Annotated in this window: 10 protein-coding genes; 8 read left to right on the top strand and 2 right to left on the bottom strand. The window is 72.4% G+C overall.

The window, feature by feature from the left end; all coding sequences use genetic code 11:
- The first annotated feature begins 21 nt into the window (after positions 1 to 21).
- The 5 genes from ACIQVL_RS07645 (at position 22) to ACIQVL_RS07625 (ending at position 5013) form a co-directional block, all read left to right on the top strand.
- Entirely contained in the window at positions 22 to 621 is a 600-nt protein-coding gene (locus ACIQVL_RS07645; protein WP_403427276.1) for a TetR/AcrR family transcriptional regulator, read from the top strand.
- Between the two features lie 855 nt (positions 622 to 1476).
- Positions 1477 to 2634 (top strand): acyl-CoA dehydrogenase family protein, encoded by a 1158-nt coding sequence (locus ACIQVL_RS07640; protein ID WP_294005894.1) that lies wholly within the window; start codon positions 1477 to 1479, stop codon positions 2632 to 2634.
- A gap of 35 nt (positions 2635 to 2669) precedes the next feature.
- Positions 2670 to 3542, top strand: coding sequence for an acyl-CoA thioesterase (locus tag ACIQVL_RS07635; RefSeq protein ID WP_403427277.1), 873 nt, complete (start codon positions 2670 to 2672; stop codon positions 3540 to 3542).
- A gap of 5 nt (positions 3543 to 3547) precedes the next feature.
- Entirely contained in the window at positions 3548 to 4531 is a 984-nt protein-coding gene (locus tag ACIQVL_RS07630; RefSeq protein ID WP_403427279.1) for a cation diffusion facilitator family transporter, read from the top strand.
- A 146-nt stretch (positions 4532 to 4677) separates the two neighbouring features.
- Complete coding sequence (locus tag ACIQVL_RS07625) at positions 4678 to 5013, top strand: hypothetical protein (protein WP_403427281.1); 336 nt, start codon at positions 4678 to 4680, stop codon at positions 5011 to 5013.
- Between the two features lie 100 nt (positions 5014 to 5113).
- On the opposite strand, the gene ACIQVL_RS07620 is transcribed toward ACIQVL_RS07625, so the two are convergent.
- Both ACIQVL_RS07620 and ACIQVL_RS07615 read right to left on the bottom strand, forming a co-directional pair.
- The gene (locus ACIQVL_RS07620; RefSeq protein ID WP_403427283.1) at positions 5114 to 5902 is read right to left on the bottom strand and encodes a phosphatase; all 789 of its coding nucleotides are present in this window, start codon (positions 5900 to 5902) and stop codon (positions 5114 to 5116) included.
- Between the two features lie 65 nt (positions 5903 to 5967).
- Positions 5968 to 7512 carry a PucR family transcriptional regulator ligand-binding domain-containing protein gene (locus tag ACIQVL_RS07615; RefSeq protein WP_403474695.1) on the bottom strand — a complete coding sequence of 515 codons (1545 nt, stop codon included), beginning with the start codon at positions 7510 to 7512 and terminating at the stop codon, positions 5968 to 5970.
- Positions 7513 to 7636: 124 nt separating this feature from the next.
- Here ACIQVL_RS07615 and ACIQVL_RS07610 point away from each other — a divergent pair, with 124 nt between their 5' ends.
- The 3 genes from ACIQVL_RS07610 to ACIQVL_RS07600 all read left to right on the top strand — a co-directional run bounded on the left by ACIQVL_RS07610 (position 7637) and on the right by ACIQVL_RS07600 (position 11815).
- Positions 7637 to 9094 carry a sodium:solute symporter gene (locus tag ACIQVL_RS07610; RefSeq protein WP_403427287.1) on the top strand — a complete coding sequence of 486 codons (1458 nt, stop codon included), beginning with the start codon at positions 7637 to 7639 and terminating at the stop codon, positions 9092 to 9094.
- A 67-nt stretch (positions 9095 to 9161) separates the two neighbouring features.
- Entirely contained in the window at positions 9162 to 10130 is a 969-nt protein-coding gene (gene speB, locus ACIQVL_RS07605) for an agmatinase (protein WP_403427288.1), read from the top strand.
- The gene (locus ACIQVL_RS07600) at positions 10127 to 11815 is read left to right on the top strand and encodes a thiamine pyrophosphate-binding protein (RefSeq protein WP_403474694.1); all 1689 of its coding nucleotides are present in this window, start codon (positions 10127 to 10129) and stop codon (positions 11813 to 11815) included. The genes speB and ACIQVL_RS07600 overlap by 4 nt, the downstream gene beginning before the upstream one ends.
- The last annotated feature ends 2 nt before the right edge of the window (positions 11816 to 11817 follow it).

Raw genomic sequence — 11817 nt, 5'->3', positions numbered from 1 at the left:
TCCCTGTCTAGAATTGCCCTCATGGTCACGAGAACCGACGCCCCGACGCGCCGCGAGCAGATCCTCAAGGAGGCCGCCCGGCTCTTCGCCGAGCGCGGCTTCCACGGTGTCGGCGTGGACGAGATAGGGGCCGCGGTCGGCATCAGCGGGCCCGGTCTCTACCGGCACTTCGCGGGCAAGGACGCGATGCTCGCGGAGCTGCTGGTGGGGATCAGCGGGCAGTTGCTGACGGGGGCCAAGCGGCGCCTGGCGGAGGCCGACGGGGACACCGGGCCCGCGGCGGTCCTGGACTCCCTCATCGAGGGCCACATCGACTTCGCCCTCGACGACCGTCCACTGATCACCCTGCACGACCGGGAGCTGGACCGCTTGCGCGACAGCGACCGCAAGCTGGTGCGGCAGCTGCAGCGGCAGTACGTCGAACTGTGGGTGGAGGTGGTCCGCGGCGTCTACCCGGCACTCCCGGAGCCGGCCGCCCGCTCCGCGGTCCACTCCGTCTTCGGCCTCCTGAACTCCACCCCGCATCTGGGCCGACCGGGTTCCCTGCCGGGCCGCGGGGCGACGGCGGTCCTGCTGCACCGGATGGCGAGGGGCGCCTTCGGCGCGGCGGCGGGGGACTGAGGGCGCCTTTCCGCACGCACTCCGCCGCCGCCGCGCCAAAGGCACCCCCTGAATCCGCCACGACGGCGATCGGCCACGACGACGCCCCTCGGCGGCGCCGAACCTGCTTAGGTCCGGTTCGGCGCCGCCGGGCTACGCCGTCGTGGCCGATCGCCGTCGCGGCGGGATTCCTGGCGGGCGATCCCCGGAGGTCGCGACAGCGGGTTTTTTGGTGGGCGGAGGGTTGAGGGGTGCGGCGGGTTATTTGGCGGGCGGCGGGGTGAGGCATGCGGTGGGTCGAGAGGTGTGGCGGGGTGAGGCATGCGGTGGGTCGCGGGGGTGGCGGGGTCGAGAGGTGCGGCTGGTTGAGGGGTGTGGTGGGTCGCGGGGGTGGCGGGGTCGAGAGGTGCGGCTGGTTGAGGGGTGTGGTGGGTCGCGGCGGTGGCGGGGTCGAGAGGTGCGGCCGGTTGAGAGGTGTGGCGGGTCGCGGGGTGTGGCGGGTCACGGGGGGTGGCCGGTGAGAGGTATGACAGGGCGAGGCATGCGGTGGGTCGCGGGGGCGGTGGGTCGAGAGGTGCGGCCGGTTGAGGGGTGTGGCGGGTCGTGGGGTGTGGCGGGTCACGGGGGGTGGCCGGTGAGAGGTATGACAGGGCGAGGCATGCGGTGGGTCGCGGGGGCGGTGGGTCGGGAAGTGTGGCCGGTTGAGGGGTGGGGCGGGGTAAGGGGTGCGGTGCGCCGGATCGCTTCGGGGGTGGGGGCGTGACGAGCGTTACCCCCGTCGCTCCCCCCTTCGCCCTGGACCCGTCGGCCTACCCGCCGGTACCTTGGGGTCTGAGCAAGCGCTTAGACATGCCGAAGTCCGTGGAGGTGGCGGCCGTGCGCCGTACGTTGTTCGACGAGGATCACGAGGCGTTCCGGGAGACCATCCGCGCCTTCATCGAGGCCGAGGTCGTACCGGTGTACGACGAGTGGTTCGCCGCTGGCCAGGCCCCCCGTGACTTCTACTACAAGCTGGCCGAGCTCGGCGTCTTCGGCATCCGTGTCGACGAGGAGTACGGCGGCGCCGGCATCGACTCCTACAAGTTCGAGGCCGTCCTGTACGAGGAGACCGCCCGTGCGGGCGTCGCCTTCGGCGGCTCCGGCGTGCACGTGCTGCTCGGCCTGCCGTACATAAAGCTGCTGGCGACGGACGAGCAGAAGAAGCGGTACCTGCCGAAGTTCGTCTCCGGCGAGGAGATGTGGGCGATCGCGATGACCGAGCCGGGCACCGGCTCCGACCTCGCGGGCATGAAGACCACCGCCAAGCTCAGCGAGGACGGCACGCACTACGTCCTCAACGGCGCCAAGACCTTCATCACGGGCGGCGTGCACGCCGACCGGATGATCGTGTGCGCCCGGACCTCCGCGCCGACGAAGGAAGACCGCCGGCACGGGATCTCGCTCTTCGTGGTGGACACGAAGGCGGAGGGCTACTCGGTCGGGCGCAAGCTCGACAAGCTGGGGCTCAAGACCTCGGACACCGCCGAGCTGGCGTTCGTCGACGTCAAGGTCCCCGTCGAGGACCTCCTCGGCGAGGAGAACAAGGGCTTCTACTACCTCGGCCACAACCTCGCCTCCGAGCGCTGGGGCATCGCCTTCGGCGCCTACGCGCAGGCCAAGGCCGCCGTCCGGTTCGCCAAGCAGTACGTGCAGGAGCGCGTCGTCTTCGGCCAGCCCGTCGCCGCCTTCCAGAACACCAAGTTCGAGCTGGCCGCCTGCCAGGCCGAGGTGGACGCGGCCGAGGCCGTCGTCGACCGCGCCACGGAGGCTCTCGACGCCGGTGAGCTGACCCCGGCCGAGGCCGCCAGCGCCAAGCTGTTCACCACCGAGGTCGCGCACCGCGTGATCGACCGCTGCCTCCAGCTGCACGGCGGCTACGGCTTCATGAACGAGTACCCGATCGCCCGCCTGTACGCGGACAACCGCGTCAACCGCATCTACGGCGGCACCAGCGAGATCATGAAGACGATCATCGCGAAGGACATGGGCCTGTAAGGTCCCCGCAATTACCGGCCAGTAGAAAAGGTGCCATGAACCAGGCACTAAGTGATCTCCTCGACCTGCTCGACCTGGAGCAGATCGAGGAGAACATCTTCCGCGGCCAGTCCCGGTCCGCCGTCGTCCCGCGCGTCTTCGGCGGACAGGTCGCGGCCCAGGCGCTGGTCGCCGCCGGGCGTACCGTCCCGGCGGACCGGCACGCCCACTCCCTGCACGCGTACTTCCTGCGCCCCGGCGACCCGGGCGCGCCCATCGTCTACACCGTCGAGCGCATCCGCGACGGCCGCTCGTTCACCACCCGGCGCGCGGTCGCCGTCCAGCACGGCCGGCCGATCTTCGCCCTGTCGGCCTCCTTCCAGCTGGACGAGGACGGCCTGGAGCACCAGGCCCCGATGCCCGCCGCGCCCGACCCGGCGACCCTGCCCACCTCGGCGGACCGCTTCCGCGACTACGACCACCTCGACCCGGCGGTCGTGGAGAAGTTCATCGAGGCCCGCGAGGCGATCGACCTGCGCTACGTCGAGGAGCCGCCGTTCGGCAAGTACGGCGAGCCGCGCGAGCCGCACAGCCAGGTGTGGTTCCGCACCAACGGCAAGCTCGCCGACGACCCCCTGCTGCACGTCGTCCTCGCGACGTACGTCTCCGACATGACCCTGCTCGACTCCGTCCTGCTCGCACACGGCCGCGGCGGCTGGGCGGTCGGGGACGTGGTGGGCGCCTCGCTCGACCACGCCATGTGGTTCCACCGGCCGTTCCGCGCCGACGAGTGGCTGCTCTACGACCAGGAGTCGCCGTCCGCGCACGGCGGCCGCGGACTCGGCCAGGCCCGCATCTACACCCAGGACGGTTCACTCGCCATTTCCGTCATCCAGGAGGGTGTGGTCCGCGTTCCCAGGGCAGACTGACGGGCGTGACGGAAGCGGAGGCGAAGAACGGCGGCGGCGAGAGCACCTTCACGGTGGTCGTCGCCGCCGTCGCCAATCTCGGGATCGCGCTCGCCAAGGCGGTCGCCGGTGTCATCAGCGGCTCCAGCGCGATGCTCTCCGAGGCGGCGCACTCGGTCGCCGACACCGTCACCGAGCTGCTGCTGCTCACCGCCCTCAAGCGCAGCGGGAAGCCGGCCGACGAGGAGCACCCGCTGGGCTACGGCCCCGAGCGGTACATCTGGGCCATGCTCGCGGCCGTCGCCACCTTCGTCGGCGGCGCGGTCTTCTCCCTCTACGACGGCATCCACACCCTGGCCGTGGGCGAGAAGCCGGGCGACCCGCTGGTGTCGTACATCGTGCTCGCCATCGCCTTCGTGCTGGAGGGCCTCTCGCTGCGGACCGGGCTGCGGCAGGCGCGCGGGGAGGCGGCCCGTTTCAAGGCGCCGTTCAAGCTGTACCTCCGGCACACCCCCGACACCGCGGTGAAGGCCGTGGTGATGGAGGACTCGGCCGCGCTCGTCGGGCTGGTGCTCGCGGCCGGCGGCCTGCTCGGCGGCCAGCTCACCGGCTCCGGCGTCTGGGACGGCCTCGCCTCCCTCCTCATCGGCCTGCTCCTGCTGTACGTCGCCTGGGTGCTGGGCCGCTCCAACGCCGAGCTCCTCATCGGGCGGCCGCTGCCGAAGCCCGTGCGGGAGCGGATCCGGGCGGAGCTGCTGGAGTCCGAGCACATCGTCGCCGTACTGGAGCTGACCACGCTGGTGCAGGGCCCGGACGAGGCGCTGGTCGCCGCCAAGGTGGACTTCCGGGACGTGTCGACGGCGGCCGAGATCGAGTGGGCCTGCGAGCGGGCCGAGCAGCGGCTGCGGGCCGCGTTCCCCGCGATCGGCCGGGTGTATCTGGACCCCACTCCGGGGCCGGCCGTGGAGCCGGCCCCGAGCTCGGCCCCGGGTCCGGTTCCGGGTCGGTGAGCTGGGCCGATGACGGCCTGTGACCGCCCGAGGTGCCGTCGTCTTTATCCCGAATTAAGCTCTATGAGTGAAATGCCGCACAATGCATGTGCCGCATAGCGGACGTGCCGCGTAGCGGACGTAAGTCCGGCAGAAAGGTATTTCCCATGCGAGTACAGCGCGCGAGGCGTCTCGCTGCGATGTCCGCCGCCGGCCTGTTGCTGGCCGGTGGTGCCGCGATCGGCGCCGCGGGTACCGCCTCGGCGGCCCCCGCCTCCACTCACCAGAACGTCGTCGCCGGTGGCAGCTACGGCTGCAACAGCTTCCGGGGCGGCGGCTTCAACAACTGCCGCTACGGATACGGCGGCTACGGGTACGGGTACTACCCCACCACTGTCGCGGTCGTCCCCGTCGCGGTCGTCCCCGTCGTCGGCGTCGGCTACGGCGGCTTCGGTGGCGTCAGCGGGTTCGGCGGGCTCGGGTTCGGCGGACTCGGGTTCTGACCGACCAGCCACAGCAGACCAGGGATTCAGGGTCCCATTCAGGGTCTAGGGCCAGGCCACGATGTGCGGCTCCCACTGCCGGGGGCCGCACATCGGTCGGTCAGGCCAGCCCCGCCTCGGCCAGCAGATACGCGGTCATCGGGTCGTAGTACCGCGGGCTGAGCACATGGTCGTCGAGCGGTACGGCCACCTGGAGGGTGCCCTCCGACTCGGCGAGGAAGAGCGCCGGGTCGTTGCAGTCCGCGTACCCGACCGAGTCCAGGCCGACCTGCGCCGCGTAGCCGGCCCAGCCGTGGTCGGCGACGACCAGGTCGGGCTGCGGCCGCCCCTCGCGCTCCAGACCGCCCAGGATCGCCTTCATCGGCTCCCCGGAGTGGGTGTGCCACAGCGTCGCCCCGTGTTCGAGGACGGCCACGTCGGCGAACTGCATGACGTACCCCTCGTCCGTCTGCAGCCCGTCCGGGATGACCACGATCTCGCAGCCGGCTCCGCGCAGCGCGGCCGCGGTCGCCCGGTGCACGTCCAGCAGACCGCCCGGGTGGCCGGTCGCGAACAGCACCCGCTGCCGCCCCTCGGCCGCCTTGCGCAGCCGCGCCGCCAGCCGGTTCAGGCCGTCCACGGTCAGCTCGGGGTCGATGGTGTCCTGGCCGTACCGGTACTCGGGGTCGTCGTTCACCCCGACCCGCTCGGCCATCACGGCCAGCACGTCCTGCTCGTCGGTCCAGCGGTCGCCGAGTTCCAGTCCCAGCCACCAGTTGCGCTCGCCGTTGGCCAGCTTGCGGTAGTGGAGCAGGTTGTTCTCACGGGGGGTGGCGACATCGCCCGCGATACGGGTCTTCACAAGGTGCTCTACGAGCTCGGCGCGGCTGGGCGTCCCGGGTATCGGCATGGCTCCATTGTGAGGCAGGGCGTCGCGCGTCCGCCCTGCGTATCGCCCGCTGGGACGCGCGTCACTCACTCCTGGCGGAGGGCGAACCAGAGCTCCATCCGTACGTCCGGCTCGTCGAGTTCGGCACCGAGCAGTGCCGCGCACCGGGCGACGCGCTGCCGCACGGTGTTGCGGTGGACGGCGAGGGCGACCGCGGTGCGGTCCCAACTGCCGTGCAGGGAGAGCCAGGTGCGCAGCGTCTCGGTGAGGGCGGGGTGTTCGGCGAGCGGGGCGAGGAGGGCGCGGGCGTGAGCCTGTGCCTCTTCCTTCGGGACCAGTTCGGCCAGGCCGGGGTGGGTGCCGTGCCTCGACAGGGGGGCGCGGGTCGCGCGGGCGCGGGCGAGGGCGCGGGCCGCTTGCGCGGCGGCGGCCGGGAGCTGCTGTGCGGGTACGGGGGCGCTGACGCCGAGGGTCCAGCCGGGCTGGGGAGCGGGAGCCCGGTCGGCGGGGGTCAGGATTCGGACGATGTCCCCTCCGGGGTCGATGAGGGTCGAGCCCAGTGCGGCGCCCAGTGCGGTGGCGGCGAGGAGGTCGGGCGGGTGCGGGTGGGTGGGGGCTGGTCGCGCCCCGCGGCGGAGCCGCAGATCGACGGGGTCCCGCGCCCCTGAGGGGACGGGGTCGCGTCGGTCGTTCGGCGAGGCGTGTACGACGTACCAGTGGTCCCCTCTGCCCAGGAGCGGGGCCACCTCCTGTGCCGTGCCGCCCAGCAGGAGCCGTACGAGTGCCGAGGTGCGGGCCGCGCCCGAGCCGCTCTGCTGTTCGCCGGTGAGGAGGGTGAGCAGGACCGTGGCGACCGAGGCGATGGTGTGGTCGCCCGGTTCGCGGGACGGGGTGGCGACGCCGAGGACGAAGCCGGCGCCGAGGGTGTAGGCGGCGAGGTGGGTGCCGGCGGTGGCGTGGGTGGCGGAGGTGGGGGTGCCGGGGCCGGACGGTCGTACGACCTCCGCGAGCTCGGCCAGGGAGGCGGTCACCGGCGCCTCCGGCCGCCGGCCCGCGGACGCGAGCTCGGGGCCCTCCGGGCCGTACAGGGCCGTCCAGCCGCCGAGCCGCTGGGCCAGCTGCCGCAGGACCGACGGGACCGGGTCGGGGCGGGCCGCGGCGGCGGCCAGGCTCTGCTGGGCCTCCGTGACGCGGCGCAGTTCGGCCAGCCGGGCCTGCGCCAGCAGCTGCCAGACCGCGCGGGCGACGGCGGTGAAGGGGGTCTGCGGCGGGACCTCCAGGAGCGGGAGGCCGTAGGTGTCGCAGGCCTCGATCAGGGCGCGCGGGACCGTGTCGTGCACGGGGGCCAGCCCGAAGCCGAGGGCGGCGCCGCCCGCCGCGACGATCCGGGAGACGTAGTCGTCGAAGTAGGTGCCCGAGCCCGCCGCGTCCGGGATGTGCACCCCGGCCGTCAGCAGCAGCTCGCCGCCCAGCAGGTACGGGTACGGGTCGGCCATCTCCGAGGTGTGCGCCGCGTGGATGACGAGGGAGGGGTCGGACGGCCCGGCGATCCGGCGCAGGGCGAGGTCCTCGCGGGCCAGGAGGGCGGCGAGGGGCACGGGTGGCGTGGGCGGAAGCGCGGGGTCCGGCATGGTGTGCGTTTCCTCCGTCCCGTACGGCTCGAATGGATGAAACGTACACTTCGCAGCCGCTTTCCGGCCACCTAGTGTCGAGGCACGTCACCCCCCGGCGAGAACCCCAGCGAAGGAGGGCCCTGTGGCCGTCGACTACACCGTGATCGTCCTCTACCTCGCCGGCATGCTGGCCATGGGCTGGTGGGGCATGCGCCGGGCCAGGTCGAAGAGCGACTTCCTCGTCGCCGGGCGCCGGCTCGGGCCCGTCATGTACTCCGGCACCATGGCCGCGATCGTCCTCGGCGGCGCGTCCACCATCGGCGGCGTGGGACTGGGGTACCAGTACGGGCTCTCCGGTGCCTGGATGGTCTTCACCATCGGCCTGGGCCTGCTCGCCCTGTCTGTCTTCTTCTCGGCGCGGATCGCCCGCCTCAAGGTGTACACGGTCTCCGAGATGCTCGACCTGCGCTACGGCGGCCGGGCCGGGGTCATCTCCGGCGTCGTCATGTGGGCGTACACGCTCATGCTCGCCGTCACCTCGACCATCGCGTACGCCACGATCTTCGACGTCCTCTTCGACATGAACCGGACCGTCGCGATCGTCATCGGCGGCTCGATCGTGGTCGCCTACTCGACGCTCGGCGGCATGTGGTCGATCACCCTGACGGACATGGTCCAGTTCGTGGTGAAGACGATCGGCGTGCTGCTGCTCCTGCTGCCCATCGCGGTCGTGAAGGCGGGCGGCTTCGGCGAGATGAAGGCGAAGCTGCCCACGGCGTACTTCGACCCGCTGGGCATCGGCGGCGAGACGATCTTCACCTACGTGCTGATCTATACCTTCGGCATGCTCATCGGGCAGGACATCTGGCAGCGGGTCTTCACGGCGCGCGGCGACCGGACGGCGAAGTGGGGCGGCACGGTGGCCGGCACGTACTGCCTGGTCTATGCCCTCGCCGGGGCCGTGATCGGGACGGCGGCCAAGGTGCTGTACCCGAAGCTGGGCAGCCCGGACGACGCCTTCGCGACCATCGTCAAGGACGAACTCCCCGTCGGCGTCCGGGGGCTGGTGCTGGCCGCCGCGCTCGCCGCCGTGATGTCGACCTCCTCCGGCGCGCTGATCGCCTGCGCCACCGTCGCCAACAACGACATCTGGTCCCGGCTGCGGGGGCGGGGGCGGAACGCCGGCCATGACGAGGTGCGGGGCAACCGGGTCTTCATCCTGGTCATGGGGGTCGGGGTGATCGGCACGGCCATCGCCCTCAACGACGTGGTGGAGGCGCTGACCGTCGCCTACAACCTGCTCGTCGGCGGCCTGCTCGTCCCGATCCTCGGCGGACTGCTCTGGAAGCGCGGCACGGTCCAGGGCGCCCTCGCCGCCGTGACCGTCGGCGGCCTCGCGGTGATCGGCCTGATGGCGGGCTACGGCATCCTCGCCAACGAACCCGTCTACTACGGGCTGCTCTCCTCCCTCGTCGCGTACGTCGCCGTCTCCCTGGCGACCAGGCCGACCGACGCGGCCGTGCTGGCGAACTGGCGGGAGCGGCTCGCGGGCCGGGGGACTCCCGAACTCGTGTCCGAACCGGTCCCGGCCCACCAGTAGAGTCGTAGCCGGAAGCAGTGCATAGCGGTACGTACGCGACGAAGCGCAGGAAAGAAGGCAGCAGCCCATGAGCAGCAACGAGACGCCCCGCGGCCCCGTCGACTCCTCCCGCATCCCGCGGTACGCCGGTCCCGCGACCTTCGCCCGGCTGCCCCGCCTCGACGAGGTCGGCCGCACCGACGTCGCCGTGGTGGGCGTGCCGTTCGACTCGGGCGTCTCGTACCGGCCCGGCGCCCGCTTCGGCGGCAACGCCATCCGCGAGGCGTCCCGGCTGCTGCGCCCCTACAACCCCGCGCAGGACGCCTCCCCCTTCGCCCTCGCCCAGGTCGCGGACGGCGGTGACATAGCCGTCAACCCCTTCGACATCAACGAGGCCGTCGAGACGATCGAGGCCGCCGCCGACGACCTCCTCGGGACCGGCGCCCGCCTGATGACCCTGGGCGGCGACCACACCATCGCGCTCCCGCTGCTGCGCAGCGTCGCCAGGAGGCACGGTCCGGTCGCGCTCCTCCACTTCGACGCCCACCTCGACACCTGGGACACCTACTTCGGCGCCGAGTACACCCACGGCACCCCGTTCCGGCGGGCGGTCGAGGAGGGCATCCTGGACACCTCGGCCCTCTCGCACGTCGGCACCCGCGGCCCGCTCTACGGCAAGCAGGACCTCACCGACGACGAGAAGATGGGCTTCGGCATCGTGACCTCGGCGGACGTCTACCGCCGGGGCGCCGACGAGGTGGCCGACCAGCTCCGGCAGCGCATCGGCGACCGGCCGCTCTACATCTCGATCGACATCGACTGTCTGGACCCCGCACACGCCCCGGGCACCGGCACGCCCGAGGCGGGTGGTATGACGTCCAGGGAGCTGCTGGAGATCCTGCGCGGACTCTCCTCCTGCCACCTCGTCTCGGCGGACGTCGTCGAGGTGGCCCCCGCGTACGACCACGCCGAGATCACCTCGGTGGCGGCCTCGCACACGGCGTACGAACTGACCACGATCATGACCCGACAGATTGCCGAGGCGCGTTCGAAGTGACGCACGACCACGACCTGGTGCTCCGCCCGACCGAGGCGCAGACGGCCGCAGCCCTGAACCCGCCCGCCGGCCGCAACGGCGGAGACCTGGTCGTGGAGACCCTGGCCGGGCTCGGCGCGACCACCGTCTTCGGGCTGCCCGGCCAGCACGCCCTCGGCATGTTCGACGCCCTGCGCCGCTCCGCGCTGCGCTACGTCGGCCTGCGGGTGGAGAACAACGCGGGCTTCGCGGCCGACGCGTACGGCAGGATCACCGGCGAGGCGGCCCCGCTGCTCCTCTCCACCGGCCCCGGCGCGCTCACCTCGCTGGCCGCACTGCACGAGGCGGCCTCCGCCTCGGCGCCCGTCCTCGCGATCAGCAGCCAGATCCCCACCGCGGGCCTGGGCGGCGGCCGCCACGGCTACCTGCACGAACTCCCGGACCAGGCGGCCTCCTTCCGGGGCGTGGTGAAGTCGGTCCACACCGTCCGCACCCAGTCGCAGATCCCGTCCGCGCTCGCGGCCGCCTGGCAGTCGGCGCTGACCGCCCCGCACGGCCCGGTGTGGGTGGAGATCCCGCAGGACGTGCTCCTCGCGGAGACCGCGCTGCCCGTGGTGACGGCGGTGGACGCGACCCCCGACGAACTCCCCCCGCGCCCCGAACTGACCGCGGTGGCGGCCGACCTGCTCTCGCGCGCGGCCCGCCCGGCGATCATCGCGGGCGGCGGGGTGGTACGGGCGGACGCGTCCGGCAAGCTGCGGCAGCTGGCCGAGGCGCTGAACGCGCCCGTGGTGACCACCTTCGGCGGCAAGGGCGCCTTCCCCTGGCACCACCCCCTGTCCCTCCAGTCCTGGCTGGAGGACCGCCACACCACGGACTTCCTGGAGGACGCCGACGTCCTGCTGGTCGTCGGCTCGGGCCTCGGCGAACTCTCCTCCAACTACCACACGTTCAAGCCGCGCGGCCGGGTGGTCCAGATCGAGGCGGACCTCGGCAAACTGGAGTCCAACCACCCGGCCCTCGGCATCCACGCCGACGCCCGGCTCGCGCTCCAGGCCCTGCTGGAGACGGTGGTTCCGCGCGCGGACGACACGGCGGCCGACCGGGTACGCGCACTGCTGTCCCGGGTCTCCGACCGCATCGCCGCCCAGGAACTCACCCTGGAACAGGACGTGCTGGCATCGGTCCGCCGGGCCCTCCCCGCCGGCTCCCCGTCCTTCTGGGACATGACGATCCTGGCGTACTGGGCCTGGTCGGCCTTCGACGCGCAGGCCCCGAACCTCATGCACTCCGCCCAGGGCGCCGGCGGCCTCGGCTACGGCTTCCCGGCGGCCCTCGGCGCGGCCGCCGCCGACCCGAGCCGTCCGGTCCTGGCGGTCTCCGGCGACGGCGGTGCCCTCTACTCCATCGCCGAACTGGCGACCGCGAGGCAGCACGGCCTCCCGGTCACCTGGCTCATCGTCGACGACGGCGGCTACGGCATCCTCCGCGAGTACATGACCGGCGCCTTCGGCGAGCCCACGGCCACGGAACTGACCCGCCCCGACTACGTGGCCCTCGCCGAGTCCTTCGGCGTCCCGGGAATCCGCACGACCCCGGAGACCCTGGAGACGGACCTGGCGAAGGCCCTCGCCGCTCCCGGCCCGTCGGTGGTCGTACTCCCGGCCCTGCTGCGGATGTTCGCGCCGACGCACCTGCCGGACTAGAG

The sequence above is a fragment of the Streptomyces sp. NPDC090499 genome (assembly GCF_044769305.1).
GTDB lineage: Bacteria > Actinomycetota > Actinomycetes > Streptomycetales > Streptomycetaceae > Streptomyces.
This window is presented reverse-complemented; position numbering and strand designations above follow the sequence as displayed.

Coding starts and splice junctions, on each gene's coding strand:
- ACIQVL_RS07645 (WP_403427276.1), top strand. CDS start 22: ATGGTCACGAGAACCGACGCCCCGACGCGCCGCGAGCAGATCCTCAAG.
- ACIQVL_RS07635 (WP_403427277.1), top strand. CDS start 2,670: ATGAACCAGGCACTAAGTGATCTCCTCGACCTGCTCGACCTGGAGCAG.
- ACIQVL_RS07625 (WP_403427281.1), top strand. CDS start 4,678: ATGCGAGTACAGCGCGCGAGGCGTCTCGCTGCGATGTCCGCCGCCGGC.
- ACIQVL_RS07620 (WP_403427283.1), bottom strand. CDS start 5,902: ATGCCGATACCCGGGACGCCCAGCCGCGCCGAGCTCGTAGAGCACCTT.
- ACIQVL_RS07615 (WP_403474695.1), bottom strand. CDS start 7,512: ATGCCGGACCCCGCGCTTCCGCCCACGCCACCCGTGCCCCTCGCCGCC.
- speB (WP_403427288.1), top strand. CDS start 9,162: ATGAGCAGCAACGAGACGCCCCGCGGCCCCGTCGACTCCTCCCGCATC.